This window comes from Pseudomonas sp. NPDC099000 (assembly GCF_044759925.1).
GTDB lineage: Bacteria > Pseudomonadota > Gammaproteobacteria > Pseudomonadales > Pseudomonadaceae > Aquipseudomonas.
This window is the reverse complement of the sequence record NZ_JBIWAF010000003.1, coordinates 121,166-147,005: the sequence shown is the minus strand read 5'-3', so window position 1 is coordinate 147,005 and position 25,840 is coordinate 121,166. Positions and strand designations below refer to the sequence as shown.

Annotated in this window: 25 protein-coding genes, 1 tRNA gene, 1 pseudogene and 1 riboswitch; of the genes and pseudogenes, 22 read left to right on the top strand and 5 right to left on the bottom strand. The window is 59.4% G+C overall.

Annotation, left to right across the window (positions count from 1 at the left end; translation table 11 throughout):
* Positions 1-15 precede the first annotated feature (15 nt).
* Genes ACIQV9_RS05360 through ACIQV9_RS05350 form a run of 3 tightly spaced genes read left to right on the top strand, consistent with a single transcriptional unit; the run spans position 16 to position 3,023 of the window.
* On the top strand, positions 16-474 hold the full coding sequence (locus tag ACIQV9_RS05360) for a tripartite tricarboxylate transporter TctB family protein (RefSeq protein WP_403098948.1): 459 nt from the start codon (positions 16-18) through the stop codon (positions 472-474).
* Between the two features lies 1 nt (position 475).
* The gene (locus tag ACIQV9_RS05355; protein WP_403098946.1) at positions 476-1,990 is read left to right on the top strand and encodes a tripartite tricarboxylate transporter permease; all 1,515 of its coding nucleotides are present in this window, start codon (positions 476-478) and stop codon (positions 1,988-1,990) included.
* A complete protein-coding gene (locus ACIQV9_RS05350; protein WP_403098943.1) occupies positions 1,983-3,023 on the top strand; it encodes an AbrB family transcriptional regulator in 1,041 nt (346 codons plus the stop codon). Before ACIQV9_RS05355 ends, ACIQV9_RS05350 begins: the two co-directional genes overlap by 8 nt.
* A gap of 147 nt (positions 3,024-3,170) precedes the next feature.
* On the opposite strand, the gene ung is transcribed toward ACIQV9_RS05350, so the two are convergent.
* Complete coding sequence (gene ung, locus ACIQV9_RS05345; protein ID WP_128608595.1) at positions 3,171-3,863, bottom strand: uracil-DNA glycosylase; 693 nt, start codon at positions 3,861-3,863, stop codon at positions 3,171-3,173.
* Between the two features lie 132 nt (positions 3,864-3,995).
* Here ung and ACIQV9_RS05340 point away from each other — a divergent pair, with 132 nt between their 5' ends.
* Positions 3,996-5,099 carry an enoyl-CoA hydratase/isomerase family protein gene (locus tag ACIQV9_RS05340; protein WP_403098940.1) on the top strand — a complete coding sequence of 368 codons (1,104 nt, stop codon included), beginning with the start codon at positions 3,996-3,998 and terminating at the stop codon, positions 5,097-5,099.
* A gap of 59 nt (positions 5,100-5,158) precedes the next feature.
* On the opposite strand, the gene ACIQV9_RS05335 is transcribed toward ACIQV9_RS05340, so the two are convergent.
* The gene (locus ACIQV9_RS05335) at positions 5,159-5,602 is read right to left on the bottom strand and encodes a hypothetical protein (RefSeq protein ID WP_403098937.1); all 444 of its coding nucleotides are present in this window, start codon (positions 5,600-5,602) and stop codon (positions 5,159-5,161) included.
* Between the two features lie 167 nt (positions 5,603-5,769).
* Positions 5,770-6,012 carry a hypothetical protein gene (locus tag ACIQV9_RS05330; RefSeq protein ID WP_403098935.1) on the bottom strand — a complete coding sequence of 81 codons (243 nt, stop codon included), beginning with the start codon at positions 6,010-6,012 and terminating at the stop codon, positions 5,770-5,772.
* A gap of 277 nt (positions 6,013-6,289) precedes the next feature.
* Positions 6,290-6,390: riboswitch (guanidine-I (ykkC/yxkD leader) on the top strand.
* Between the two features lie 62 nt (positions 6,391-6,452).
* Between ACIQV9_RS05330 and ACIQV9_RS05325 the strand changes: the two genes are divergently transcribed.
* The 15 genes and pseudogenes from ACIQV9_RS05325 to ACIQV9_RS05255 all read left to right on the top strand — a co-directional run bounded on the left by ACIQV9_RS05325 (position 6,453) and on the right by ACIQV9_RS05255 (position 21,756).
* The gene (locus ACIQV9_RS05325) at positions 6,453-7,520 is read left to right on the top strand and encodes a putative urea ABC transporter substrate-binding protein (RefSeq protein ID WP_403098933.1); all 1,068 of its coding nucleotides are present in this window, start codon (positions 6,453-6,455) and stop codon (positions 7,518-7,520) included.
* A gap of 15 nt (positions 7,521-7,535) precedes the next feature.
* On the top strand, positions 7,536-8,351 hold the full coding sequence (locus ACIQV9_RS05320) for an ABC transporter permease (protein ID WP_403098931.1): 816 nt from the start codon (positions 7,536-7,538) through the stop codon (positions 8,349-8,351).
* A complete protein-coding gene (locus ACIQV9_RS05315; RefSeq protein ID WP_403098928.1) occupies positions 8,348-9,136 on the top strand; it encodes an ABC transporter ATP-binding protein in 789 nt (262 codons plus the stop codon). The genes ACIQV9_RS05320 and ACIQV9_RS05315 overlap by 4 nt, the downstream gene beginning before the upstream one ends.
* 11 nt (positions 9,137-9,147) lie before the next feature.
* Positions 9,148-9,873 (top strand): urea amidolyase associated protein UAAP1, encoded by a 726-nt coding sequence (locus ACIQV9_RS05310; protein WP_403098926.1) that lies wholly within the window; start codon positions 9,148-9,150, stop codon positions 9,871-9,873.
* Positions 9,874-9,884: 11 nt separating this feature from the next.
* Positions 9,885-10,526 carry an urea amidolyase associated protein UAAP2 gene (locus ACIQV9_RS05305; RefSeq protein WP_403098924.1) on the top strand — a complete coding sequence of 214 codons (642 nt, stop codon included), beginning with the start codon at positions 9,885-9,887 and terminating at the stop codon, positions 10,524-10,526.
* 305 nt (positions 10,527-10,831) lie between these two features.
* Positions 10,832-14,473, top strand: coding sequence for an urea carboxylase (gene uca / locus ACIQV9_RS05300; protein WP_403098922.1), 3,642 nt, complete (start codon positions 10,832-10,834; stop codon positions 14,471-14,473).
* A gap of 25 nt (positions 14,474-14,498) precedes the next feature.
* Positions 14,499-16,271, top strand: a complete 1,773-nt coding sequence (atzF, locus tag ACIQV9_RS05295) for an allophanate hydrolase (RefSeq protein WP_403098920.1) — start codon at positions 14,499-14,501, stop codon at positions 16,269-16,271.
* A 195-nt stretch (positions 16,272-16,466) separates the two neighbouring features.
* On the top strand, positions 16,467-16,601 hold the full coding sequence (locus ACIQV9_RS05290) for a hypothetical protein (protein ID WP_403099588.1): 135 nt from the start codon (positions 16,467-16,469) through the stop codon (positions 16,599-16,601).
* Positions 16,602-16,713: 112 nt separating this feature from the next.
* Positions 16,714-16,908, top strand: coding sequence for a cysteine-rich CWC family protein (locus tag ACIQV9_RS05285; protein WP_403098918.1), 195 nt, complete (start codon positions 16,714-16,716; stop codon positions 16,906-16,908).
* A gap of 56 nt (positions 16,909-16,964) precedes the next feature.
* Entirely contained in the window at positions 16,965-17,657 is a 693-nt protein-coding gene (locus ACIQV9_RS05280) for a pseudouridine synthase (RefSeq protein WP_403098916.1), read from the top strand.
* A gap of 313 nt (positions 17,658-17,970) precedes the next feature.
* Positions 17,971-18,855, top strand: a complete 885-nt coding sequence (locus ACIQV9_RS05275; protein WP_403098914.1) for an alpha/beta fold hydrolase — start codon at positions 17,971-17,973, stop codon at positions 18,853-18,855.
* Between the two features lie 181 nt (positions 18,856-19,036).
* Positions 19,037-19,110: transfer RNA gene (locus ACIQV9_RS05270), tRNA-Gly, on the top strand.
* A gap of 280 nt (positions 19,111-19,390) precedes the next feature.
* The gene (locus tag ACIQV9_RS05265; protein WP_403098912.1) at positions 19,391-20,920 is read left to right on the top strand and encodes a Fic family protein; all 1,530 of its coding nucleotides are present in this window, start codon (positions 19,391-19,393) and stop codon (positions 20,918-20,920) included.
* Positions 20,921-21,184: 264 nt separating this feature from the next.
* Positions 21,185-21,397 (top strand): annotated as a pseudogene (locus ACIQV9_RS05260) (type II toxin-antitoxin system HigB family toxin); the annotation flags it as partial.
* Positions 21,397-21,756: a type II toxin-antitoxin system HigA family antitoxin gene (locus ACIQV9_RS05255; protein ID WP_403098909.1), complete on the top strand. Its 360-nt coding sequence runs from the start codon at positions 21,397-21,399 to the stop codon at positions 21,754-21,756. The pseudogene ACIQV9_RS05260 and the gene ACIQV9_RS05255, both read left to right, overlap by 1 nt.
* Before the next feature lie 143 nt (positions 21,757-21,899).
* On the opposite strand, the gene ACIQV9_RS05250 is transcribed toward ACIQV9_RS05255, so the two are convergent.
* Positions 21,900-22,121: a DUF6500 family protein gene (locus ACIQV9_RS05250; protein ID WP_403098906.1), complete on the bottom strand. Its 222-nt coding sequence runs from the start codon at positions 22,119-22,121 to the stop codon at positions 21,900-21,902.
* Between the two features lie 407 nt (positions 22,122-22,528).
* Here ACIQV9_RS05250 and ACIQV9_RS05245 point away from each other — a divergent pair, with 407 nt between their 5' ends.
* Positions 22,529-22,798: a short-chain dehydrogenase gene (locus tag ACIQV9_RS05245; protein WP_403098904.1), complete on the top strand. Its 270-nt coding sequence runs from the start codon at positions 22,529-22,531 to the stop codon at positions 22,796-22,798.
* Positions 22,799-23,107: 309 nt separating this feature from the next.
* Positions 23,108-23,836, top strand: coding sequence for a class I SAM-dependent methyltransferase (locus ACIQV9_RS05240; RefSeq protein WP_403098902.1), 729 nt, complete (start codon positions 23,108-23,110; stop codon positions 23,834-23,836).
* 261 nt (positions 23,837-24,097) lie between these two features.
* Here ACIQV9_RS05240 and tam read toward each other — a convergent pair whose 3' ends face one another.
* Positions 24,098-24,868, bottom strand: coding sequence for a trans-aconitate 2-methyltransferase (tam, locus tag ACIQV9_RS05235; protein WP_403098899.1), 771 nt, complete (start codon positions 24,866-24,868; stop codon positions 24,098-24,100).
* Between the two features lie 394 nt (positions 24,869-25,262).
* Here tam and ACIQV9_RS05230 point away from each other — a divergent pair, with 394 nt between their 5' ends.
* Positions 25,263-25,766, top strand: a complete 504-nt coding sequence (locus ACIQV9_RS05230) for an inclusion body family protein (protein WP_403098897.1) — start codon at positions 25,263-25,265, stop codon at positions 25,764-25,766.
* Positions 25,767-25,840 lie beyond the last annotated feature (74 nt).

Here is a 25,840-nt window from a genome sequence, read left to right as displayed (position 1 = left end):
GCACAGGAGTTTCCCATGCTCTTACAACGCTTTTTTGCTTCGGTGCTGTTGCTGGCCTGTCTCAGCCTGGTGCTGATGGCTTGGCCCTACCAGGCGCCTTTTTCCTACGAACCAATCGGACCACGCGCCTTCCCTTTGTTGATGCTGGGGCTGATGGGCCTGGGTCTGGTCTACATGGTGTATCGCCCCTCGCCGATCAAACACTCCGATGAAGATCCGCCGATGGATCGCGAAACCCTGACCAAGATCGGCCTTTGCGTGGTGTTGCTCCTGATCTTCGCCGGGCTGTTCGAACCCCTGGGCTTCATCCTCAGCAGCATGCTGATTGGTATTCCGATGGCCCGCCTGTACGGCGGACGCTGGTTGCCGAGCGCGGTGATTATCAGCCTGATGAGTATCGGGCTGTACCTGCTGTTCGACAAAGTCATGGACGTGCCACTGCCTCTGGGCCTGCTCGACGTTCTGGAGAACTGATATGGATACGCTTGGTTATTTGAGTCACGGCTTCGGCGTCGCATTGACCCCTTACAACCTGGTGACAGCACTGTGCGGCACGCTGATCGGTACCGTCGTCGGTCTGCTGCCGGGGCTGGGCCCGATCAACGGCGTCGCGTTGTTGATCCCGATTGCCTTCGCCCTCGGTCTGCCGCCGGAATCGGCGTTGATCCTGCTGGCGGCGGTCTACCTGGGCTGTGAGTACGGCGGCCGGATCAGTTCGATTCTGCTGAACATTCCGGGCGAAGCCTCCACCGTGATGACCACCCTCGACGGTTACCCGATGGCCCGTCAAGGCATGGCCGGCGTGGCGCTGTCGCTGTCGGCCTGGAGCTCATTCATCGGTGCCTTCATCGCCACCTGCGGGATGGTGATCTTCGCGCCGATCCTGGCGAAATGGGCGATTGCCTTCGGTCCGGCGGAATACTTCGTACTGATGGTGTTCGCAATCGTCTGCCTCGGCGGCATGGCCGGCGATCGGCCGCTCAAGACATTTATTGCCGCGTTGATCGGCCTGTTCCTGTCCACCGTCGGCATCGATGCCAACAGCGGTGTCTATCGCTTTACCGGCGACAACATTCACCTGACCGACGGCATTCAGTTTGTGGTGCTGGTACTGGGCCTGTTCTCCATCAGCGAAATCCTCTTGCTGCTGGAAAAAACCCACCGTGGCCAGGAAGCGTTCAAAGCCACCGGTCGCATGATGTTCAACTTCAAAGAAGCGGCTTCGGTGTTCTGGGTGAACATGCGTTGCGGTGTACTCGGCTTCATCATGGGCGTGCTGCCGGGTGCCGGTGCGACACTGGCCAGTGCCGTGGCCTACATGACCGAGAAACGTATCGCTGGCCCAAGCGGAAAATTCGGACAAGGCGACAAACGTGGTCTCGCCGCCCCGGAAACCGCCATCGGTGCCGAAGCCTGCGGTGCGTTGGTGCCGATGCTGACACTGGGTGTTCCAGGGTCGGGCACCACAGCGGTGATGATCGGCGCGCTGTCGCTGTACAACATCACGCCGGGCCCACTGCTGTTTCAACAGCAACCGGACATCGTCTGGGGCCTGATCGCGTCGTTGTTCATCGCCAACATCATGCTGGTGATCCTCAACATCCCGATGATCCGCATCTTCACCCGCATCCTCGCCGTGCCGAACTGGGCGCTGGTGCCGATGATAGCGATCATTACCGCCATCGGCGTTTTCGCGGTGCATGCCACCACCTTCGATCTGTTCCTGATGATCGGCATCGGCATCTTCGGCTACATTCTGCGCAAGCTCGACTTTCCGCTGTCGCCCGTTCTGCTGGGCTTCATCCTCGGAGGTTTGATGGAACAGAATCTGCGCCGCGCCTTGTCGATCTCCAACGGTTCGCTGGAAATACTCTGGTCGAGCGGGATCACTATGGGTGTCTGGGCGTTGATCGCGGTGATGTTGCTGGTGCCGATCCTGCGGATCTGGCGCAAACGTTCGGTTGCCCGGCGCGTTGTCGCCGATGTCTGATCGAACACCCTTCAAAGCCTGGTGGGGTACGCCGCTGGTCGGTGCGCTGGGCGGTTACCTCGCCAGTCTGGTGGGCTGGCCGCTGCCGTGGATGGTCGGCTCGTTGCTGGCGATCATCCTGGTGCGCTGCCTGACACCCTGGCAATTGGCGGAAATCCCTGGCGGCCGCAAGTGCGGCCAGTGGGTTGTCGGCATCGGCATTGGCCTGCACTTCACCCCGGTGGTGATGGAGCAGGTGTTGAGTCACTTCGGTCTGATCTTCTTCGGTGCGTTGATCACCAGCCTGTCCGCCGTGGTCGGGGTCTGGTTGATGCGACGCACCGGGGAGGATCGCGCCACCGCGTTCTTTTCCAGCATGCCCGGCGGTTCCGGGGAGATGGTCAACCTCGGCGCGCGTAACGGCGCTGTGCTCAGTCGTGTTGCGGCGGGGCAAAGTCTGCGGGTGTTGGTGGTGGTGCTTTGTGTGCCGGCGGCGTTCAAGTATTTGTTGGGTGACGGCGCACCGATTTTTCATCCGTCCACCGTCAATTGGTGGTGGCTCGCTCTTCTCTTCCCAGTGGGCGCCTTGGCGGCGTGGCTCTGGGAACGTCTGCGTCAACCCAATCCGTGGCTGTTCGGGCCGTTGCTGGTGAGTGCAGCGGTGAGCATTGGTTGGGATTTGCACATCGGCTTGCCCAATGGTGGCAGCCAGATCGGCCAATGGCTGATCGGCAGCGGCTTGGGTTGTCATTTCAATCGGCAGTTTTTCCGCCGTGCGCCCTCTTTTATGGGGCGGACCTTGATCGGCACGATTTTGACCATGTTGATCGCTACGGCGGCGGCCCTGGGCTTGAGTGCGCTGACACATCTGGATCTGCGTTCGCTGACGTTGGGCATGATGCCCGGCGGGATTGCAGAAATGAGCCTGACGGCGGAGACCCTGCAATTGTCGGTGCCGCTGGTGACGGCGATGCAGGTAATGCGGCTGTTGTTTGTGTTATTTCTGGCGGAGCCGTTGTTCAGGTATTGGAATCGCGAGCCGGAACAACCCTGACCCGATCCCTGTGGCGAGGGGGCTTGCCCCCGTTCGGCTGCGCAGCCGTCGTAAATCCTGCAGATTCGGTTTTACTGGGAGAATGCAGAGGGCCGCTTCGCGACCCAACGGGGGCAAGCCCCCTCGCCACAAAAGCCCGCGAAGCTTTTAGACTGGCGGCAACCGCCACTCGATCGGCGTTTCGCCATTCTGCTCAAGAAACTTGTTGGTCCGACTGAAATGCCCACAGCCCAGAAATCCGCGATAGGCGGACAACGGTGACGGATGCACCGACGTCAGCACCAGGTGCTTGGTCGCATCGATCAGTTTCTGTTTGCTCTGGGCATGCGCGCCCCACAGCATGAACACCAGATGCGGTTGCTGCTGGCTGACCACTTCAATGATCCGATCCGTGAAAAACTGCCAGCCCTTGTCTTTGTGCGCATTGGCATTGGCCCGCTCAACCGTCATCGTGGTGTTGAGCATCAACACGCCCTGCTCGGCCCAGCTCTGCAGGTAGCCGTGATTGGGAATGTCGATGTTCAGGTCGCGTTTCAGCTCTTTATAGATGTTCACCAGCGACGGCGGCGCCGGTACGCCCGGTTGCACCGAGAAGCACAGCCCGTGGGCCTGTCCCGGGCCGTGATACGGATCCTGGCCGAGGATGACAACTTTGACCTTGTCCAGCGGCGTGGAATTAAGTGCGTTGAAAATCATGGGTCCCGGAGGATAGATTTCCTTACCCGCCGCGCGCTCCTGTTGCAGGAAGTTGCGCAACTCTGCCATGTAAGGCTGGTCGAATTCGGCACGTAGCGCCTCCTTCCAGCTCGGTTCGAGTTTGATACGGTCATCAGCAGTCATGGTTACATCCGGCAAAAACAATGGGGCGAACCCTAGGAAAGCCCACCACGCTTGTCAATTGATCTGACGCAGATCCGGCAATTTCCTGTACAGCGATCATACTGAACGCTCAATTTCCCGATCGAGGTCACGATGAATCTGCACTTCGAAGAACTCACCGGCACCGACGGCGCGCGCATCGGCGTTGCCAGCCTGGATGCCGAAAAGTCGCTCAACGCCCTCTCCTTGCCCATGATCAACGCCCTGCGCGATCAGATGGACGCCTGGGCGAAGGATCCGCAAATCGTCTGCGTTCTGTTGCGCGGCAACGGCGCCAAGGCTTTTTGCGCCGGCGGCGAAGTGCGCAGCCTGGTGGAAGCCTGTCGTGCTCATCCGGGGGAAGTACCGCCCTTGGCCGCGCACTTCTTTGCAGCGGAATATCGCCTGGACTTCAATCTGCACACGTACCCCAAACCGCTGATCTGCTGGGGCCATGGTTATGTGCTGGGCGGTGGCATGGGGTTGCTGCAAGGTGCAAGCATCCGGATTGTCACTCCGAGCAGCCGCCTGGCGATGCCGGAGATCAGTATCGGTTTGTACCCGGATGTCGGGGCCAGTTGGTTTCTGTCACGCCTGCCTGGCAAGCTCGGATTGTTTCTCGGTCTAACTGGTGCTCATATGAACGGTCGCGATGCGATGGATCTGGACCTGGCCGACCGTTTCCTGCTCGATGAACAGCAGGAAGAGCTGATGGGAGGCCTGCTGCAGTTGAACTGGCAGGAACAGACACCGATGCAGCTAAACAGTCTGCTCAAAGCACTGCAGCAGGAAGCTATCGCGCAAATGCCCGAAGCCCAGTGGCTTCCGCGACGCCAGCAGATCGATGAGCTGCTGGATGTCAGTGACGTGCGCTGCGCCTGGAAGGCCATCAGCCAGCTGCGTGACAGTACGGATCTGCTGCTCAGCCGAGCCGCGAAAACCATGACCGAAGGCTCGCCCCTGACCGCTCATCTGGTGTGGGAACAGATCGCCCGCGCCCGGCACATGTCGCTGGCTCAGGTCTTTCAGATGGAATACACGATAAGCCTCAATTGCTGCCGTCATCCGGAGTTCAGCGAAGGCGTGCGAGCACGGTTGATCGACAAGGATCAAAAACCGCATTGGCACTGGCCGGACATTAATAATCTGCCGGATGCAGTGGTAGAAGCGCATTTCCACAAGGCCTGGGAAGGCCGGCATCCTCTGGCCGATCTGTAGTAATACTGAAATTCAGGCATAAAAAAGCGGCGCTTCATGCGCCGCTTTTATATGAGTGTTTAACGGTGGCCGCCTCGGCCATCGTGATCGCCGCGACCGTTATGGTCACCTCGCCCACCGTGATTGTGGCGTCCGCCATGGCCACGGTTGTCATTGCTCCAACCCCCGCGGTTCCGCCCGTCCCAACCATGGGCCCGGTAGTCGCCCCGTTGCGACTGGTAATAACGCGGTGCCGGTTGATAAACCCGCGGTTGGTGGTAATACCGCGGTGTTGGCTGGTAATACCGCGCTGGTGGCGCGTAGTAACGGCGTGGCTGCGTGTAATAACCGCCGCCACCTGAATAGTAAGGTCCGCCACCGGCATAATAGGCGGGCGCTGGCGAGGTATAGACCTCGGAACTGTAGTAGCTGCCTCCTCCATCGGAATAGGGCACGCACGCACCAAGAGACAATCCCAATACTGCAATCAGAAGAATTCGGTGGAGCTGTTTTCGACAGAGCATGGCGGCCTCCTGGACCGCGAGTGAGCCGTACCAGCGACGCTGGCAGGCGACAGTCAATTATTCGGTGACTGTCGAAAGATCAGACATCGTTTTCGAAATCTGGTGCGTTCCTGAAACAGATTGAAACAAGTCGCCGATGAAAGGTTTTTCATCTATTCACCCGCTGATTAATGGTGGCCTCCACGATATCCACCACCGTAATGACGCGGCCCGTGCCCGCCCCAATAGTAGTAGCGATAGCCGCCATAGAAGCGCGGGCCGTAGTAGTAACGCGGGCCGTAATAGTAGGAATAGGGTGAATAGCCGGGGTAGTAATAAGGCGCGGAATACACATCGTAACCACCGGCGTAGTAATAGCAGCCGGACAGCCCCAGACCGAGAACCATACCGAGTAACAGTCGACGAAACATGGCGGCCTCCTGAAAGACCCACAGCCGGAACAGGCCGGCTGACACCCATTTGACTGGCAATGCCGGGGCGAGTGCCGAGGGGTGCGGACCTTCAGATCAGCGGCCACGACGTCCCATAGCGGTGCGCCTGCGCACCATCACAAGGCAACACCGCCTCGCCTGCCCCAAGCGCTAATCGCCCAATCCCCCACCCTAGAGCCCTCAAGCCAACTTGGCACGGCTCTCGCTTTAGCAAATCCGTGCAGGAGTCATCACAAGGTTCGCGGCACCACAATTTGCAATGGCTGACTAGGGTTCCGGCTCGCTACGGCGAGTGACTGGTCCGAGAGTTGGCGACCTCCAGTTGAGGTTACACGGCGGGACAAAAGCCCGGGAGACAAGCCACCGTTCGCGGTGCCGCGTTGACTCCTGCCCGCCCTTGATCAACTGGAGAACCACCCATGCTCAAGCTTCGTTTACCCGCCCTGCTCGCCGCTGCATTCGCAGCCTTCGTGAGCGTCTCGTCCCAGGCCGCACAAAAAGACCACTTCAGTGTCTGCTGGACCATCTACGCCGGCTGGATGCCGTGGGAATACGCCGGCAGCCAAGGCATCGTCGACAAATGGGCGAAGAAGTACGGCATCAAGATCGATGTGGTGCAGCTCAATGACTACGTCGAATCCATCAACCAGTACACCGCCGGCCAGTTCGACGGCTGCACCATGACCAACATGGATGCGCTGACCATTCCGGCGGCCGGTGGCGTCGACAGCACCGCGCTGATCGTCAGCGACTTCTCCAATGGCAACGACGGCATCGTGCTCAAGGGCGACGGCAAGAAAATCACCGACCTCAAAGGCATGGACGTCAATCTGGTGGAACTCTCTGTCTCCCATTACCTGCTGGCCCGGGCGCTGGATTCGGTCGATCTGACCGAGAAAGACCTGAAAGTGGTCAACACCTCCGACGCCGATATCTCAGCTGCCTTCAACACCGATCAGGTCAACGCCGTCACCACCTGGAACCCGATGCTTTCGGACATAAAGGCCAAGCCCGGTGTGACCGAAGTCTTCAACTCCAGCCAGATCCCCGGCGAAATCATGGACATGATGGTGGTCAACAGCGCCACCCTCAAAGACAACCCGGCCCTGGGCAAAGCGCTGACCGGTGCGTGGTTCGAAGTGGTCGAGTTGATGAACGCGAAAAACGCCGCCAGCAAGGTCGCACTCGAACACATGGCCAAAGCCTCGGGCACCGACCTCGCCGGTTTCCAGTCGCAACTGGACACCACCAAATTGTTCGCCACACCCAAAGAAGCCCTGGCCTTCTCCACCAGCAAGCAGCTGCCGGAAACCATGCGCAAAGTCGCCGAGTTCTCGTTCCAGCACGGCTTGCTCGGTGAAGGCGCCAAGGATACCAGCGCGGTGGGCATGGCCTTCGCCAATGGCGTGACCAGCGGCGACAAGACCAACCTCAAGCTGCGCTTCGACCCGACCTACGTGCAGATGGCCGCTGACGCCAAGCTGTAAACCGGAGGACTGGCCATGCGCCTGATCAATCGCCACCCGGATCGCCCGAGTCGCCTGCTGTTGGTGATCCTGCCGTTCGCCCTGGTGCTTTTCGCCTACTTCATGGGCTCGGCTGAGCGGCTGACGGACAACCCCAACGACAAGCTGTTGCCGAGCGCCGTGCAGATGACCGACGCGGTGAAACGCCTGGCCTTCACTGCCGACTCTCGCACCGGTGAATACGTGTTGTGGCAAGACACAGCATCAAGCCTGCGCCGCCTGGCCATCGGCCTCGGCATCAGCGCGCTGGCCGGGCTGTGCCTGGGCATCGCCGCCGGGACGTTGCCGCTGTTCGGCGCGCCGTTGTCGCCGTTGCTGACGGTGCTGTCGATGGTGCCGCCGCTGGCGATCCTGCCGATTCTGTTCATCGTCTTCGGGCTGGGGGAGTTGTCGAAAGTGATGCTGATCGTGATCGGCATCACCCCGTGTCTGGCCCGTGATCTGGAACAGCGCGCCCGGGAAATTCCGGTCGAGTTACTGATCAAGGCCCAAACCCTCGGCGCTTCAACCTGGACGTTGATGCTGCGCGTGGTGCTGCCGCAATTGTTGCCACGCTTGTTGATCTCGCTGCGGCTGATGCTTGGCTCGGCGTGGCTGTTCCTGATCGCCGCCGAAGCCATCGCCTCTACCGACGGCCTCGGCTACCGGATTTTCCTGGTGCGCCGTTACCTGGCGATGGACGTGATTTTGCCGTACGTGGTGTGGATCACCCTGCTCGCCTGGCTGATGGATTGGGGGCTTAAGCGCCTGACCCACCGCGCGTTCCCTTGGTATGAAGGAGCCCGCGCATGAGCTTCATCACGGTGAAAAACGTCTGGCAGCAATACGCCGATCAGGTGGTGCTGGAAGGGTTGAACCTGAACGTCAACGAGGGTGAATTCTGCACCTTGGTCGGTGCGTCGGGTTGCGGCAAGTCGACCTTCCTGCGCCTGTTGCTCGGTCAGGAACGTGCCAGTCGCGGCGAGATTCTGCTGGATGGCCAAGCCCTGGCCGGCGAACCGGATTCGAGCCGTGGTGTGGTGTTCCAGCGTTACTCGGTGTTCCCGCACCTGACGGTTCTGGACAATGTTGCTCTCGGCCTCGAACTGCCGCGTTCGCCATTGCTCGGGCGTCTGTTCGGCAGTGCCAAAAAAGACGCCCGCGAACACGCCTCGCTGCTGCTGCACAAAGTCGGCCTCGGCCATTCGCTGGACAAGTACCCGGCGCAGCTCTCCGGCGGCATGCAACAACGGCTGGCCATCGCCCAGGCGCTGATCATGAAACCCCGCGTATTGCTTCTCGACGAACCGTTTGGCGCGCTCGATCCAGGCATCCGCAAAGACATGCACGGTTTGCTGCTGGAGCTGTGGCGCGAGACGCAACTGACGGTGTTCATGGTCACCCACGACTTGTCCGAAGGCTTCAGCCTCGGCACGCGCCTGCTGGTGTTCGACAAGGTCCGCGTCGACCCGCACGCCCCCGGCGCCTATGGCGCGCGCATCACCTACGACATCCCTTTGAACAGCGACCGCCGCGTCAACCGCGCCGCCGTCGATGCCTTGCCGGCTGCGCTGGCGGGCACGCTTCGTATCGCTTAGAGGAATTTGAAATGACTGATTCGACTCAACTGTTCCCGCCCTTCGCCGAAGAAATGCTTCCCGGCGGCGGCCATCGTTCCTTCGTGTTGAAACGCGGCCAACTGCTGCGCCTGACCGACCTGCGCGGCGGCGCCAATGTCAGCCTGACGCTGCTCAACGCCAATGAAAAAACCGAACGCCTGAACCTGCCCGACAGCCTCAAATGCCAACACACCGCCAAGCTCACCACTGGCCATTGCCTGTACTCGGACATGGGCCGCGTGCTCGCTGCCATTACCGCCGACACCTGCGGCTGGAGCGATAGCCTCGGTGGCGTGCTGTGCGCTGAAGAGGTCGCGGAAAAATACGGCACCGGCCGTTATCAGGAACTGCGCAACGGCTTCTTCCGCAACGGCACCGACAACCTGTTGGTGGAACTGGGCAAGTGGGGTTTGGGCCTGTCGGATTTGCTGATGACCCTCAACCTGTTCAGTCGCGTAAACGTCGATGAGGCCGGACGTTTTCACTTCGTCGAAGGCAATTCCGAGGCCGGCGACTACATCGAGTTTTACGCGCCGATGGACACCCTGGTGGTGCTCACCGCGCTGCAACATCCGATGGACCCGTCGCCGGATTACGCACCGAAACCGCTGAAGCTCAGCTGGATGAACGCCGACGCCAGCGTCGCCGAGCACTGCCGCACCTCGCGCCCGGAAAACGAGCGCGGCTTCATCAACACCGACCGTCTGTTCGCCTGAGGATCGCTGCCATGTCACTCGCAATCGCTACCGCACACAAGCAACCAGAAGCCGCGGTCTACCGCGCCACCATCCCCGCCGGTGAACCGTGGCTGATGGAGGTCAAGGCCGGCCAGACCTTGCGCATCCTCGATCTGGAAGGCAATCAGGCCGTCGATACCTTGTTCTACAGCGTCGCCAACCCGAAAGAACGCTACGACGTGCAGCGCACGTTGCGCCGGCAGAACAGCGTCTACCTGAGCACCGGCAGCGTGCTCTATTCCAACCTCGGCAAACCGATGCTGACCATCGTTGCCGACACCTGCGGCCGCCACGACACCCTCGGCGGTGCGTGCGCGCAAGAGAGCAACACCGTGCGTTATGCGTTGGAGAAACGCTACATGCACAGCTGCCGCGACAACTACCTGCGAGCCTGCGTCCACGACGGGCGATTGGGCAAGGGCGACATCGGGCCGAACATCAACTTCTTCATGAACGTGCCGGTCACGGCGGATGGCGGGCTGACGTTTGAAGACGGCATCTCGGCGCCGGGCAAATACGTCGACCTGCGGGCCGAGATGGACGTGATCGTGCTGATCTCCAATTGCCCGCAACTGAACAATCCGTGCAACGCCTACAACCCGACCCCTGCGGAGCTTTTGGTATGGAACTGAAATTAGCGCGGTTGCGTAAATGGTTGTTCGCCTTGTGCCAGGCGCGTTCAGGCCAGTGCCTCAAACCTCCTAAACACCACTGAACCTGTGGGAGCGAGCCTGCTCGCGATGGCGTCAGCACATTCAAAATAGATGTCGACTGACTCACCGCTATCGCGAGCAGGCTCACTCCTACAAGGGTTTTGTGGTGTTTTGGAGTGAAGTGATTCTGCCGTCGGGGACGACCCCGGCGCCTAACGAAAAACTGCGGGACGGCCCGCATCCCAGGTCGAGGCTGATGCGCTATCGCCTCCGGGGGTTATGCCATGTTCGAAAAAGTCCTGATTGCCAACCGTGGCGCCATTGCCTGCCGCATCCTGCGCACCCTGCGTGAAATGCAGGTCAAGGGCGTTGCCGTTTACTCCGAAGCCGATGCCGCGAGTCTACACATCCTGCAAGCCGATGAAGCCCACAGCCTAGGTGAAGGCGCAGCCGCCGGCACCTATCTGGCGGTCGACAAAATCCTCGCCATCGCCAAAGCCACCGGCGCCACGGCGATCCACCCCGGCTACGGTTTTCTCTCGGAAAACGCCGCGTTCGCCGAAGCCTGCGAAGCCGCCGACATCGCCTTCATCGGCCCGACGCCGGAGCAGCTGCGCGTGTTCGGTCTCAAACACACTGCGCGCGCCCTGGCCAAGCAACACGGCGTACCGATGCTCGAAGGCACCGAGTTGCTCGACAGCCTCGACGCGGCGCTGATTGCCGGCGAACAGGTCGGCTACCCGGTGATGCTCAAAAGCACGGCGGGCGGTGGTGGCATCGGCATGCGCGTGTGTCGCAGTTCGGCCGAGTTGAGCGAATCCTTTGAAGCGGTCAAACGCCTCGGCCAGAACAATTTCAGCGACGCCGGCGTGTTCATCGAGAAATACATCCAGCGCGCGCGGCACCTGGAAGTTCAGATGTTCGGCGACGGTCGCGGCGACGTGATTGCCCTCGGGGTGCGTGACTGCTCGGTGCAACGGCGCAACCAGAAAGTCCTTGAAGAAACCCCGGCGCCGAACCTGCCCGAGGGCATGGCTGAGGAGTTGTGTGCGGCGGCAATCAAACTGGCGAAAACGGTGAATTACCGCAGCGCCGGCACCGTGGAATTCGTCTTCGACAGCGAGGCTCAGCGCTTCTATTTCTTGGAAGTGAACACCCGTTTGCAGGTGGAGCACGGCGTCACCGAGCAAGTGTGGGGCGTGGACCTCGTGCACTGGATGGTGGAACTGGCGGCCGGTGACTTGCCGCCCTTGGGTGAGTTGAGCAAGGGCTTGAAAGCCGACGGCCATGCGATTCAGGCGCGGCTCTATGCCGAAGATCCGGGCCGAGATTTTCAACCGAGCCCAGGCTTGCTGACCGCGGTGAACTTCCCTGTTGCCGACGGCGAACACCTGCGCATCGACACCTGGGTCGAGGCCGGTTGCGAGATCCCTCCGTACTTCGACCCGATGATCGCCAAGGTCATCAGCTGGGCGCCGACCCGTGAAGAGGCCGCTGCCGATCTGCATCAGGCGCTGGGCGAGAGTCTGTTGTACGGCGTGGAAACCAACCGCAATTACCTGCGGCAAATTCTGCTCGATGCGCCGTTCGCCAGCGGCCAGCCGTGGACCCGCTGCCTGGAAGGTCTGGTGTATCAGGCCAACACCTTTGAAGTGCTCAGCGCCGGGACTCAGACCAGCGTTCAGGACTATCCCGGCCGTCTCGGTTACTGGGCCGTGGGCGTGCCGCCGTCGGGGCCGATGGACAGTCTCGCGTTGCGCCTGGGTAATCTTCTGCTGGGTAATGACGAAGGCGCCGCAGCACTGGAAATCACCATGAGCGGGCCGTTGCTGCGCTTCAATTGCGAGGCGGTGGTGGCGGTCACCGGCGCCTTCATGCCACTGACGTTGAACGGTGAAACCGTAGCGATGAACACAGCGCTGCTGATTCCGGCCGGCGCCACCTTAAGCCTCGGCACGATTGCCGGTGCCGGCGCTCGCAGCTACCTGTGCCTGCGCGGCGGCCTGGAGGTGCCGGATTATCTGGGCAGCAAAAGCACCTTTACCCTCGGCCAGTTCGGTGGGCATGGCGGTCGTGCGTTGCGGGCGGGTGATGTGTTGCATGTGTCTTCTTTGATCGACCGCAGCGTCGGTCAACAACTGGACCACGTCAGCGAGTTGCCTGCTGTGCGGCAGATCCGGGTGATCTACGGCCCTCACGGCGCACCGGAATACTTCACCGAAAACTACATCGGCACCTTCTTCGCGACCCAGTGGGAAGTCCATTTCAATTCCAGTCGAACCGGTGTGCGATTGATCGGACCGAAGCCGGAATGGGTACGGGCCGACGGGGGTGAAGCCGGGCTGCATCCGTCGAACATCCATGACAATCCGTATGCCATCGGCGCGGTGGATTTCACCGGGGACATGCCGGTGATTCTGGGGCCTGATGGTCCGAGCCTCGGCGGGTTTGTCTGCCCGGTGACGGTGATTGAAGCGGATCTTTGGCAGCTTGGGCAACTCAAGGCCGGGGACAAAGTGCAGTTCGTCCCAGTCAATCTAAAGACCGCACGCACTCTCGCCCTGAAATGGAATACCCCCTGTAGGAGTGAGCCTGCTCGCGATGGCGGCAGCACAGCCAACATTGATGTGACTGAGACACCGCTATCGCGAGCAGGCTCACTCCTACAAGGGATTGTGTCGCCTGTGGTGCTGGATTTGGGTCAGGGGGATACGCGACTGGTGGCGAGGTTGTCGGGGGATACTCACCTGCTGCTGGAAATCGGCGCACCGGAACTTGACCTCGTCCTGCGCTTCCGCGCCCACGCCCTCATGCAAGCCCTGGAAAGCAAAACCCTGCACGGTGTCATCGACCTGACACCAGGCATCCGCTCGCTGCAAGTGCACTACCAGCCCGAGCAACTGCCGCTGGCCGACCTGCTCGGCATTGTCGCCGGAGAATGGGACGCGGTGTGCGCCGCCAAAGACTTGCAAGTGCCGTCGCGCATCGTGCATTTGCCGCTGTCCTGGGACGACCCGGCCTGTCAGTTGGCGATCGAGAAATACATGACCACCGTGCGCAAGGACGCACCGTGGTGCCCGAGCAATCTGGAGTTCATCCGCCGCATCAACGACCTGCCGAACCTCGACGAAGTGCAGCGCACGGTGTTCGACGCCAGTTACCTGGTGATGGGCCTTGGCGATGTTTACCTCGGCGCCCCCGTCGCCACCCCGCTCGATCCGCGCCATCGTCTGGTCACCACCAAGTACAACCCGGCCCGCACCTGGACTGCGGAAAACTCGGTGGGCATCGGTGGCGCCTACATGTGCGTGTACGGCATGGAAGGCCCAGGCGGTTATCAGTTTGTCGGTCGCACGTTGCAGATGTGGAACCGCTACCGCGAAGTCGCCGCGTTCGATGGCAAACCGTGGTTGCTACGCTTTTTCGACCAGATCCGTTTCTACCCGGTGAGCGCCGAGGAGCTGCTGCGCATCCGCCGGGACTTCCCGCTCGGGCGCTTCGAATTGAACATCGAACACAGCCAGCTGAACCTCACGGATTACCAGGGGTTTCTGACAAAAGAAGCCGAGACCATCGCCGCGTTTCGCGAGCAACAAAAAGGCGCATTCAACGCCGAGCGCGAGCGCTGGATCGCCAGCGGCCAGGCGCATTTCGACAGCGAGGAACCGGCCCCCGAAGCCACCGAAGACGCACCGCTCGCCAGCAATGAAATGAGCGTCGACAGCCACATCGCCGGCAACCTTTGGCAGGTTCAGGTGGAGACCGGGAGCCGGGTCGCCGCCGGTGATGTGCTGGTGATTCTGGAGTCGATGAAGATGGAAATTCCGCTGCTCGCGCCCATGGCCGGTGTGGTACGCGAGATCCGCGTGCAACCGGGTTCGGCGGTGCGCGCCGGACAGCGCGTCGTGGTGCTGGAACTCGACTGAACCCATTTGAAAAAGGAATGACGCCATGAACATCAATCTGCAACTCGACGCCCTGCGCAGCGCTTATCGCGTCGGCAACATCACGCCCCGTCAATTGCTGCTGGGCCTGCGCGAAAAAGCCGCGGCGCTGAACCCGGACTATCACCTGTTCATCCACTTGCTCAGTGTCGAGGAACTGGAACCGTACCTCGCCGCGCTCGACGGTCGCGACCTCGACAGCCTGCCGTTGTATGGCGTGCCGTTTGCGATCAAGGACAACATCGACCTGGCGGGCATTCCCACCACGGCGGCGTGCCCGGCGTTTGCCTATGTGCCGCAGCGTTCGGCGACCATCGTCGAGCAGTTGCTGGCGCTGGGCGCGATTCCGCTGGGCAAGACCAATCTCGATCAGTTCGCGACCGGGTTGAACGGTAGTCGCTCGCCGTATGGCGCGTGCCCGAACAGCGTGTTGCCGGAGTATCCGTCGGGCGGTTCCAGCGCCGGATCTTCGCTGGCGGTGGCGCTGGGCGTAGCGAGTTTTTCGTTGGGTACGGACACGGCGGGGTCGGGACGTGTGCCGGCGGCGCTGAACAATCTGGTCGGGTTGAAAGCGACCAAAGGGCTGATCTCCACGGCCGGTGTGGTGCCGGCCTGTCGCACGCTCGATTGCGTGACGACGTTCACCGCGACGGCCCGGGAGGCCAGTCAGTTGCTGGCGCTCACCGCGCACCTCGATCCGCGAGATGAATACAGCCGCAGCAACCCGCTGTGGAATGACGGCTCGGCGTTTGGCACGCCGCGTCCTTTCCGTTTCGGCGTACCGCGTGCGCAGGACCTGGAATTCTTCGGCTGCCCTGAAGGGCCGTTGTTGTTCGGTGATGCCATCGATCGACTCCAGGCGTTGGGAGGTACAGCTGTGGAACTGGATCTGTCGCCGTTCCTCGAAGCGGCGCGTTTGCTCTATGAAGGCCCGTGGGTGGCCGAGCGCTACAGCGTGGCCGGCGAGTTGATGGAGCAGAATCCCGAAGCGGTGTTGCCGGTGATTCGCGCGGTGCTGGCCAAGGCGCCGGCGGTGAGCGGCGTGCAGACCTTCCGTGCCCAGTATCGGCTGCAAGCCTTGAAGGCGCTGTGCGACAAGGCGCTGGAAGGCCTCGATTGCGTCGTCACGCCCACCCTCGGTCGCCCCGTCACGCTGGCGGAACTGGACGCCGAACCGGTCCTGCGCAATTCGGAATTGGGGTACTACACCAACTTCATGAACCTGCTCGATTACGCGGCCGTCGCCGTGCCCAGCGGGTTCATGGCCAATGGTTTGCCGTGGGGTGTGACCGTGTTTGGCCGGGCGTTTACCGATCAGTATTTGTTGGGGGTGGCGGATGCTCTGCAGCGCCATTCGGCTGAGCCTGCACCGACGACTTTCGCTCGCCATGATCGCGCACGTCTGGTGGTGTGCGGCGCGCATCTGGATGGGCTGGCGTTGAACTGGCAACTGAAAAAGCGCGGGGCTCGGCTGGTCGAAACGACTTACAGCTCGCCTGACTATCAGCTGTATGCCTTGGCCGGCGGGCCGCCGTTTCGTCCGGGGATGGTTCGAGTGAAGGACGGCGGCGTGGCGATTGCCGTGGAGGTGTGGGAGTTGCCAAGCAGTGAGTTGGGTTCTTTTCTGACCGGGATTCCGGCGCCGCTGGGGTTGGGCAAGGTGCAACTGGCGGACGGGCATTGGGAGAGTGGGTTTATTTGTGAGGGGTATGGGTTGGAAAGGGCGGTGGATATCAGTCGTTTCGGGGGATGGCGTGCGTATCTGACAGATCTGCAGTGATCTCTCGATTCGCGGGCAAGCCTCGCTCCTACAGCGCGGGAACGCAATACCTGTAGGAGCGAGGCTTGCCCGCGAAGGCGTCGGCCCAGACGCCACAGCCCCTGATCTGTGCCGATTCACCCTGCAAATGCAGGAGTCATTTCCCGGCAGTGCCATTAGAATGCCTGTCATCGGGTCACTGCCAACGGAATCGCCATGCCGCTTCACTCGCCGCTGTATTCGCAACGTTCGTTGGTCCTCACGCTTATCGTGTTGCTGGGCGCAGGCTTTCTGGCGACCTCGTTCCTGAGTTACTACGCCTCGCGGCCTCACCACGTTGCAGGTCGATGAAACCTTGCACACCCTGCTCTCCCGGGCCGATCATGCGATGTACCGGGCCAAACAGGCCGGCCGTAATCGAACCTGCGTGGAAATGCCTCACTCCCGTTATGAATAATCCAGCATGAACAAGCCTGACCAATGCCCCGCCTGCGGCGCCTCCAACGCCTGCACCCTGGCCGACCCGCGCACCGTCGATCAGGCGTGCTGGTGCTTTGGCGTCAGTATCGACCCGGCGGTGCTCGAAGCGCTGCCGGCCGAACTGCGCAACAAATCCTGCCTGTGCCCGCGTTGCGCCGAGGTCGAGGCGCAGTTGTAAGCAGCCGCCCGGCCGATCACGTAAGATACGCGGCCTTTTCCAACTGATCCCCTGCCATGCGTGTTGACCGTTTCCTCAGCAACCTGCCGCGCTTCAACCGTAAGCAGGTACGCCTGTTGCTGGTGGAAAAGCGCGTTCGGATCGACGGAAATATCGTCAGCGACCCGCATGCCGAGGTACTCGAATTCAGCCGCGTCGAGGTCGATGACGAAGTCCTGCAGGTCGGCAAACCTGCACGCTACTTCATGCTGCACAAACCGCCCGGCTGCGTCAGCGCCACCCGCGACCCGCAGCACCCGACCGTGCTCGACCTGATCCATGAGCCGGACCGCGATGACCTGCACATCGCCGGCCGCCTGGATTTCAACACCACCGGCTTGATGCTGATCACCAACGACGGCAGCTGGTCGCGGCGCCTGACCCAGCCGCAGACCAAACTGCCCAAGGTCTATTACGTCGAGACCGAGCAGGAGATTGGCCCGCAATACGCATTGAAATTTGCCGAAGGCCTGTACTTCGCGTTCGAAGACCTCACCACGCAACCGGCCGAGCTGATCGTGCTCGGGCCGAAAGCAGCGCGTCTAAGCATCGTCGAGGGCCGGTATCACCAGGTGAAGCGGATGTTTGGCCACTTCGACAACAAAGTGTTGCGCCTGCACCGCGAAAGCATGGGCCCGCTGGTGCTCGATAACGCGCTAAAACCGGGCGAGTACCGCGCATTGCGCACCGAAGAGATCCATTTGATCTAAGCAGCCTACCGCTCAGCAGAAGTTGTCGAACAATTTACGAATGACACTTGCGCGAAGACGTGACCCCTGCTTGAATCAGGACGTCGGCCGAAATGTGACCGACGAGTCACAACATACTTCTAAGAAACTTTTTGCCGGTTAGAGAACCCTCAGGTTCCGCCTCAGACCGGCAGACTGCCCGCCAATAACAATACCCGTCGACCGGACTGCACTGGATCGACATGGGCCTCCAAATTTCAGGCGTATGCCTACCTGTCACAAAGTTCGTGCAATCTCATTTGCGCGCATACCCGCTTGCTTGGAGTCTGATGACATGAGGCCAGAAATCGCTGTGCTGGATATACAGGGTCAGTATCGGGTTTACACGGAGTTCTATCGCGCAGACGCCGCAGAGAAGACCATTATTCTGGTCAACGGCTCGATGGCCACGACTGCGTCGTTTGCACAAACCGTGAAAAATCTTCATCCGCAGTTCAATGTGGTCTGCTACGACCAGCCCTACGCGGGCAAGTCAAAAGCCCACAACCTGCATGAGAAATTGCTGACCAAGGAAGTCGAAGGGCAGATCCTCCTGGAACTGATCGACCACTTCGCCGCCGAACACGTGCTGTCGTTTTCCTGGGGTGGCGCCGCAACCCTGGTCGCCCTGGCCCAACAGCCACGGCGCATCGAAAAAGCCGTGATCAGCTCGTTCTCCCCGGAGATCAACGCGCACATGCTCGACTACCTCGAGCGCGGCATCGATTACCTCGGCAGTCGGGATGGGGATCGGGTGGGCAACCTGGTGAACAGCACCATCGGCAAACACCTGCCGACGCTGTTCAAACGCTTCAACTATCGGCATGTCAGCTCCTTGGCCGAGCATGAATACGGGCAGATGCACTTCCACATCAGCGACCTGCTGCACAGTGATCGCCAGTGCTTCCTCAAAGCCGCAGAAAAAATCAACGTGCCGGTGCTATTCATGAACGGCGAATGGGACGAATACACCGCCGCCGATGGCGCCCGGTTGTTCGCCAACCATGTGCAAAACGCCACGTTCAGCACCCTTCAGGCCACCGGCCACTTTCTCGACATGGAGCACAAAGCTGCCTGCCGAGACAGCCGCAACGCACTGCTGGGCTTCCTGAAACCGGCGCAACACGCCAGCCGACCGCGTTACCACTACGTCCAGGACCAACATGCATTGGCCATCTGAAACAGCGTCATCGCGAGCACGCTTCGCCCTACAGTGTTGAATGCATTCCTGTAGGCGCGAGGCTTGCCCGCGAACGACCGTCACGCGGTCTGATGTCTTGTGTCACCTGCGCCAAAGCTATCCGGCGCAAAGAAAAACTTCATTTCCACGCGCACATCTGGTACAAAGTCAGCCGCTCTGAGCGGGTGTCGTATAATGGCATTACTCCAGCTTCCCAAGCTGATAACGAGGGTTCGATTCCCTTCACCCGCTCCAATCGAATTTTTGTCTCACGTTGTTTTTTGACGGGGGATGCAGGTAATGACAAAACCGGCCTTGATGGCCGGTTTTTTTGTGTCTGGGGTTTGGTGGAATTGCCTTTTGCCCTTAGGGCAGTTACGACTAAGCTGAGATTCGTTAACGTTTTTTTGGGGAATGATAGTTTTAGTATCAAAATTCAAACAGGATTAGTATTTTCGCATCGTAGGAAATTAACGTTTTCAAGCCATATTGGTGATTTGTTAGCGTTTTCATTGCCCTGTTAAGGAATTCGTCAATGCCAGTCGGTTTCAAGGCCCTCGCCGATCGCTACGACATCGCACTTGCACAGCCTCTGCGTGTAGAGTCTGAGATCGGCACTGCACGTCTCAGCCGCGAGAGTGACGGGAATGTGGAGAACCGGTATCCGGCAAGCTACCGGCCCGCAGACGATTTCGCAGGCCATTTCGAGTTCGGCCTCAAGTACGAAGAGATTCATCTTGAGTTCTTCGCTCGCCTGTTTGCGGCGATAGGCCCGCAGCCTATTGAAGACTGGAGTCGACGAGAGCCTTTCGGCCAGTACGCACGGCGCACCGGGTTCCTTTACGAATGGCTGACAGGGGAACGTCTGGATGTGCCTGACGTGACCAATGGCCCCTATGTCGATGCACTTTCGCCCGAAAAATACCTGACTCGTTGCGAGTCACTGCGAACGCGACGCTGGCGAATCAATAACAACCTGCCGGGGACGGCTGAGTTCTGCCCTTTGGTTCGTCGTACGGCGCCAGTGCAGGAAGCTTTGCAGTTCGATTTACGCGCGGCTTTGGATGAGTTGGATCAGGTCTTTGGTGCCGACATCCTGATGCGTACGGCCAGTTGGCTGACATTCAAGGAATCGCGCGCAAGTTTTCTCATCGAAAAGGAAGCCGATCAGACCGATCGCATCCAGCGGTTTGCTCATGTTATTGCCCAACACTGCGGTCATATCGAAAACCCGTTGAGTAACGCCAGCCTGCACTCTCTGCAAGCCGACATTCTGGGGCGTGATGCCATCGGACTGGGCTTGCGTCGCTCTCCTGTGTTTGTGGGTCAGGCCACAATGCGCGAGGACATCGTGCATTACATTGCCCCCCACTCCGCAGATCTTGCGCAGCTATTGGCAGGACTCAACGAGTTTGAGGTCGCAACGCGTGGCGCGGAGTCACTGGCACGTGCCGCTGTGTTGGCATTTGGCTTCGTGTATATCCATCCCATGCGCGATGGCAACGGCCGGATTCATCGATTCCTGATCAACGACACCCTGATTCGGGATAAAGCAGTGCCCGACGGCGTGATCCTGCCAGTGTCAGCCACCATCACAAGTTCGATCGACTTCCGAGCCGGCTACGATCGAACGCTCGAAGTGTTCTCGCGACCGTTCATGCGACGTTACGCGACGGCCTATCGGTTCGGCGAACTCGTGACCTACGAGGATGGCACTCCCAGCAACTTCATTTTCGATGAATACGAGGACGCGTGTTTTGCCTGGCGGTATCCCGATCTGACCGAGCACGTCCTGTACACCGCACGCGTGGTCGAGCACACGATTCGAAAGGAAATGGCGGATGAAGCCAGAGTACTGATGAACTTTCAGCGAGCTCAAGAGCAGCTAAAGGAGGTACTCGAGATGCCGAACCAGGATGCGAACCGCATCATCCGCTCCATCAAGGAGAATGGCTGGGTAGTGTCCGGCAAATTGAAGAAAGGTTATCCGCAGCTTGAAGATGAGGGCATGGCTGAACGTGTCGTGGAGGCGGTGCGTTCTGCGTTTGAGGATGGGGGCTGGTGAGGTGTGATTTTTGGTGGAGCCCAGCAGAATCATATGACGGGCGACCGACACCTTATGGCAGCGCCTCGACAAAGCCAGGTTGCACCAGATCGAGCTTGGCGACGTACAGGTCGATAAGCCGAACCCGTTGATAAATAAATCCGTCACCTTTTTCTCTGATGGCCGGTTTTTTTGTGTCTGGGGTTTTGTGTTTCAAGGCGGAATTAGCGATTTCGCGCAAAAGTGATGTTTTGTTAGCGTTTTTCTTGCCTCCTTAACAGATTTCATCATATGGAAAAAGCCATTTATCGCACGCCACAAGAGGTCAAGGCGGAGCTGAGAACGGCGAGCATCCTCAAGGGCGGCAGGGTTGTATTCAACATAGGCGGCAACAAATATCGAGTGATTCTGGCAATCGACTATCTGCGACAGCTTGGTTTCATACGATTCGTCGGCACCCACGCCCAATATGATCAGATCAACGCGGAGACCGTGTAATGGACATTAAACCGATTCGCAGCCAGGAAGATCTGACCGCTGCATTTGCTCGTATAGAGCAACTGTGGGGGGCAGACATTGGTTCGCCTGAAGGTGATGAGCTGGAAATTCTGGCGCTGCTCATCGAAAAGTATGAAGACGAGCATTACCCAATGCCGCCCTCCGATCCGATTGAGGCCATTAAATTTCGTATGGACCAGCAAGGCCTGACCCCTCGCGACCTGGAACCCTTCATTGGGACGAGCGGGCGCGTATCCGAAGTGCTGAACCGCAAGCGCAAACTGAGCTTGTCGATGATCAAACGTCTACACGACGGGTTGCGGATACCTTACGAAAGTTTGCTTGCGGGTGTTGCCTGACGTGCAGCCCTGACGAAAAACCGGTCCTTGATGGCCGGTTTTTTCTGGGTGGGATTCAGGTGATTTTTCCTGCTGAGGATGTGGCAGAAATCTGCGTACAGGCGTAAATCATTGCCAGGACGGGACAGACTGCGCCAGCGCTCCTAATCTTTCCGCTCTACCATCTGCTTTATTTTTACTGCCTTTTCAAAATGGTCGAGCTTGTGCTCAGCGATCCACCATTGGGCGGCTTCCATTAAAAGCACTGGATCATCATTTTTGTTTGCAAAGAAAGCATAGAACGAGAGCCCGACAGTCGGCCCCTTCTGCTCCATTTTCTTGTTGCAGACCTCGATCATCTTTTTCCTCAAACTTTCTCGCATCATTTTCTCTCAATCCATTAATGGTCTCGGTCGCGGCCAAATTCGGTACCGATTGCTCATCTTTTGGGGCTTCGAGCGAAGCCGACTTTCAGAAAGGCAAGGTCCTACACGACGGTGGGAATTGTCCGTAGACTTGCGCATTGCTGTCCATTTGCATCGAGGCCTATAGTCGAGCCGGCGCCAAAATGGCGCTTCGGGTTTGGCGACTCGATCCAATGAACAAAAGCTTCCGAGCAGTTTTCGGATCGCTTTAAAGCACTTAGCTGCCTGCTTTTTGGTGGCTGTGCGCGGGAGACCTTCGGGTCTGCCGGGTTGTCCATTGTCCGGTTCGCCAACCTGCGTACAGCTGCCACCCTTTTCGTTTGGCGACGATTGAGTGGTAGACCTCTTAACCCAATGGAGCTCTACTCATGAACGAATACATGGCTTTAACCAGCAACGCCGACGATCTTCCCTCGCTCTACGTCAACACCACCCAACCGCTGCATTCACTGCTCAGCACCGCCAGTTACAGAATCAGGGCCGTGACGCAGATCCTCGAAAATCTCGCAATGCGAGGCGACATTACCACCGATGCGGTAATCCTCAGCGACTTTGCATTGCTCTGCTGCGTGCCCCTGCGCGACGGTTGCGATGTGCTGGATGTCATTGCTCGACGTATGGATGCGGAACCGTCCTGACGTGATTTGGGGGCGTCTTTCGGGGTGTCCTCATTTTGTAGCAGCTGGCGAAGTATGTGTTACCCCTGCCATTTCCTTACTGATCGGCAATCCCCTGAATGGTCGGTGTTCTTTGATATGAGCTCCGCTTACAAACCCCAACGCTTAACCCGTTTCCCCTCCCCGCTCAACCCGCTAGCATTTCCGCTATCTGCAATCGCCCTCTCCCCTGCGCGGCCATCAACGAATACGCGCCATCACTCTTCGAGGGAAACCAATCGGCCGCACATCAAGTGCCGCATATGAACGATCTCAACAGAGCATCCGAACATGACTCAAAACATCTACGACGACCCAGAGTTTTTCCAGGGCTACAGCCAGATGGCTCGCTCCATCGGCGGCCTCGACGCAGCTCCTGAATGGCCTGCGCTCAAAGCAATGCTGCCCCCCATGAAAGGCCTGAAGGTGGTCGACCTCGGCTGCGGTTACGGCTGGTTCTGTCGCTGGGCCAGTGAACACGGCGCCGATAGCGTGCTCGGTCTGGACGTTTCGGAAAAAATGCTGGAGCAGGCGCGCAGGACGACGTCGCAAATCAATATCCAGTACGCCCGCGCCGATCTGGAACAACTCGATCTGCCCGCCGCCAGTTTTGATCTGGCATACAGCTCTTTGGCGCTGCACTACATCAAGGATCTCCCAGGTCTGTTCGCCAAAATCCATGAGACCCTGAAACCCGGTTCACGCTTCGTATTTTCCATCGAACACCCAATCTTCATGGCCCCGCGCAATCCTGGCTGGCTGATTGATAGCGAAGGGAACAAGCGTTGGCCAGTGGACAATTATCAACTAGAAGGTGAGCGGGTGACGAACTGGCTGGCCGAAGGCGTGATCAAGCAGCACCGCACCATCGGCACGTTGCTGAATATGCTGATTGGCGCAGGTTTCAGCATCCGGCATGTCAACGAATGGGGTCCGACCGATGCAGAGGTGGCGGCGCAACCGGCCCTGGCCGAAGAGCGGGAGCGACCGATGATGCTGCTGGTCAGTGCCCAGCGCTGAGTGTCGTGCCGGGTACTCGTATAGTTTGCGTATAGATGCCTGCAAGCCGGTAAAGAAGCCGTAGCGCTGCGACGGGCCTGTCCGCAGATACTTTATGCTCCAGGCTCACCTACCACCTAGAGATCAACATGGACAATTCAGAGTTGGGGATCATGATCATTTCGATGATTGGGTTGTTCGGCTTTGCTTCGTTTATTTTTGAATACTTGAGTGCCAGACAAAGGGACAGATAACGTTCGGCGTTATCCGTCCCTTTTTGCCCTAGCGTGTCGCGACGATAAACAACCGCGGAAACGGCAACAGCACCGAACCATCGCTCAGCGCCGGATACGCCTGCTCGATCGCGGCTTGGTACTGCTTGAGGTATTGCGCCTTCTCCGCGTCATTCAGCGGTTCGAGGAACGGCCGCAAGCCGCTGCCCTTGAACCACTCAACCACGCCCGACGCACCGCCCGCGAGCGGGTGATGGTAGGTGGTGCGCCACACGTCGACTCGCGCACAGTGCGGTCGCAGCATCGAGTAGTAATCGCTGGCGCTCGCCATGTCCGTGCGTTGCCCGGCGGCGTTCGCCAGCTTGGCGGCCCACGGTCCATCGGCAGCGACTTCGCGCATCAGGCGATGGGACGGCTCGTTGAGGTTATCGGGCATCTGAATGGCCAGGCTGCCGCCCTGAGTCAGTCGGGCAGCCAGCGAAGGCAGTAACGTCGCGTGGTCGGGCACCCACTGCAACACCGCGTTGGCGAAAATCACATCGAAGGGCCCCGGTTCGTTCCAGGTGTCGATGTCAGCCGTGTCGAATTGCAGCTGAGGCAAGCGCTTGCGGGCGGCCGCAATCATATCGCTCGAACTGTCCAGGCCGCGCACCGTGGCATTGACGAAGCGCTGCACCAGCAACTCGGTCGAATTGCCGGGGCCGCAACCGATGTCGATGGCCGAGCGCGCGTCCACGGGCGGAATCGCCGCGAGCAAGTCACGGGCCGGGCGTGTGCGTTCATCTTCAAAAGCGACGTATTGTTTGGCGGACCAACTCATTGCGTTCTCCTGTCGGTGCGTTGTTGTGGCCAGCGGCGCACAACCGGTTCGCTACGATACCTCGACCGGCGCGCCCTGCCCTATCCGACCTATGGCGCAAGAGGTTTTGAGTGAACGGTTTTTTATCGCCAAATCATCGGAAGTCATAACCAAATCGACCGTTCGTCGAGCGATAGGTCCATCAATTTTGACAGCCTATGTTTCGCATCTATAGTCCTAATCGCGGCCTGTCGGAAGGAACCCGACTTATCAGTTTGTACGCAGGAGCAAGGCCAATTTATCTCCCGTGATCGGTGGGTTCCGCCCGTAGTGTTTTCGCAGCAGCCGCAAGGCAAGCAAGCGTTGTTGTGCCTGGAAAGATGCCAGGCATTCACTATGAACAAGGAGCTTTACTATGTCTCGAGTCACGGATGTACTGGTTTCAATCGATACTGAAACCATTCTGAAAAACTACCCGAACATCAGCAAAAATCCCGCTTCGCCGACGATGATCGACGTCAATCATGTTTACATGGTGACCAACCACGACAACGTGATAAACGGCCAGGCCGGTGGCGAGCTCAACTTGAAAGCCCAGGTGGGCGACCTGATTCGCTGGCGTGAAACCAGCCTGTCGCAGAGCTTCGAGACGGCAGTGATTTTCTACAAGTTCATCGGCAATGCCGGCAATGAATTGATCTCCACCCCTACGCCACGCAAGGCTACCGCCTGCGTCGCCGTTCCCAACACCAGCAATCCGTCGGTGCCGAGCTGCCAGAAAGTCGATAACCATTACTGGTCTTCGGAAACCCTGTCGTGCGGCAGCGTGACCTACCACTTCAACTTCCTGATCGTGGATCGCGACTGCAAGATCGTTGGTTGCTGCTCGTGGGATCCGTTCATTACCATCCGTAACTGAAGATGGTCTGGCCCCTTGGCGACGAGGGGCCTGCCAAGTTCGTTGCCGCCTCGACAGGAACGGGATGTCTTGCA

What these genes read in the sequence shown, in the direction of transcription:
- ACIQV9_RS05360 (WP_403098948.1), top strand. Translation starts at nt 16, where the DNA reads ATGCTCTTACAACGCTTTTTTGCTTCGGTGCTGTTGCTGGCCTGTCTC.
- ACIQV9_RS05355 (WP_403098946.1), top strand. Translation starts at nt 476, where the DNA reads ATGGATACGCTTGGTTATTTGAGTCACGGCTTCGGCGTCGCATTGACC.
- ACIQV9_RS05350 (WP_403098943.1), top strand. Translation starts at nt 1,983, where the DNA reads ATGTCTGATCGAACACCCTTCAAAGCCTGGTGGGGTACGCCGCTGGTC.
- ung (WP_128608595.1), bottom strand. Translation starts at nt 3,863, where the DNA reads ATGACTGCTGATGACCGTATCAAACTCGAACCGAGCTGGAAGGAGGCG.
- ACIQV9_RS05340 (WP_403098940.1), top strand. Translation starts at nt 3,996, where the DNA reads ATGAATCTGCACTTCGAAGAACTCACCGGCACCGACGGCGCGCGCATC.
- ACIQV9_RS05335 (WP_403098937.1), bottom strand. Translation starts at nt 5,602, where the DNA reads ATGCTCTGTCGAAAACAGCTCCACCGAATTCTTCTGATTGCAGTATTG.
- ACIQV9_RS05330 (WP_403098935.1), bottom strand. Translation starts at nt 6,012, where the DNA reads ATGTTTCGTCGACTGTTACTCGGTATGGTTCTCGGTCTGGGGCTGTCC.
- ACIQV9_RS05325 (WP_403098933.1), top strand. Translation starts at nt 6,453, where the DNA reads ATGCTCAAGCTTCGTTTACCCGCCCTGCTCGCCGCTGCATTCGCAGCC.
- ACIQV9_RS05320 (WP_403098931.1), top strand. Translation starts at nt 7,536, where the DNA reads ATGCGCCTGATCAATCGCCACCCGGATCGCCCGAGTCGCCTGCTGTTG.
- ACIQV9_RS05315 (WP_403098928.1), top strand. Translation starts at nt 8,348, where the DNA reads ATGAGCTTCATCACGGTGAAAAACGTCTGGCAGCAATACGCCGATCAG.
- ACIQV9_RS05310 (WP_403098926.1), top strand. Translation starts at nt 9,148, where the DNA reads ATGACTGATTCGACTCAACTGTTCCCGCCCTTCGCCGAAGAAATGCTT.
- ACIQV9_RS05305 (WP_403098924.1), top strand. Translation starts at nt 9,885, where the DNA reads ATGTCACTCGCAATCGCTACCGCACACAAGCAACCAGAAGCCGCGGTC.
- uca (WP_403098922.1), top strand. Translation starts at nt 10,832, where the DNA reads ATGTTCGAAAAAGTCCTGATTGCCAACCGTGGCGCCATTGCCTGCCGC.
- atzF (WP_403098920.1), top strand. Translation starts at nt 14,499, where the DNA reads ATGAACATCAATCTGCAACTCGACGCCCTGCGCAGCGCTTATCGCGTC.
- ACIQV9_RS05290 (WP_403099588.1), top strand. Translation starts at nt 16,467, where the DNA reads ATGCCGCTTCACTCGCCGCTGTATTCGCAACGTTCGTTGGTCCTCACG.
- ACIQV9_RS05285 (WP_403098918.1), top strand. Translation starts at nt 16,714, where the DNA reads ATGAACAAGCCTGACCAATGCCCCGCCTGCGGCGCCTCCAACGCCTGC.
- ACIQV9_RS05280 (WP_403098916.1), top strand. Translation starts at nt 16,965, where the DNA reads ATGCGTGTTGACCGTTTCCTCAGCAACCTGCCGCGCTTCAACCGTAAG.
- ACIQV9_RS05275 (WP_403098914.1), top strand. Translation starts at nt 17,971, where the DNA reads ATGAGGCCAGAAATCGCTGTGCTGGATATACAGGGTCAGTATCGGGTT.
- ACIQV9_RS05265 (WP_403098912.1), top strand. Translation starts at nt 19,391, where the DNA reads ATGCCAGTCGGTTTCAAGGCCCTCGCCGATCGCTACGACATCGCACTT.
- ACIQV9_RS05255 (WP_403098909.1), top strand. Translation starts at nt 21,397, where the DNA reads ATGGACATTAAACCGATTCGCAGCCAGGAAGATCTGACCGCTGCATTT.
- ACIQV9_RS05250 (WP_403098906.1), bottom strand. Translation starts at nt 22,121, where the DNA reads ATGATGCGAGAAAGTTTGAGGAAAAAGATGATCGAGGTCTGCAACAAG.
- ACIQV9_RS05245 (WP_403098904.1), top strand. Translation starts at nt 22,529, where the DNA reads ATGAACGAATACATGGCTTTAACCAGCAACGCCGACGATCTTCCCTCG.
- ACIQV9_RS05240 (WP_403098902.1), top strand. Translation starts at nt 23,108, where the DNA reads ATGACTCAAAACATCTACGACGACCCAGAGTTTTTCCAGGGCTACAGC.
- tam (WP_403098899.1), bottom strand. Translation starts at nt 24,868, where the DNA reads ATGAGTTGGTCCGCCAAACAATACGTCGCTTTTGAAGATGAACGCACA.
- ACIQV9_RS05230 (WP_403098897.1), top strand. Translation starts at nt 25,263, where the DNA reads ATGTCTCGAGTCACGGATGTACTGGTTTCAATCGATACTGAAACCATT.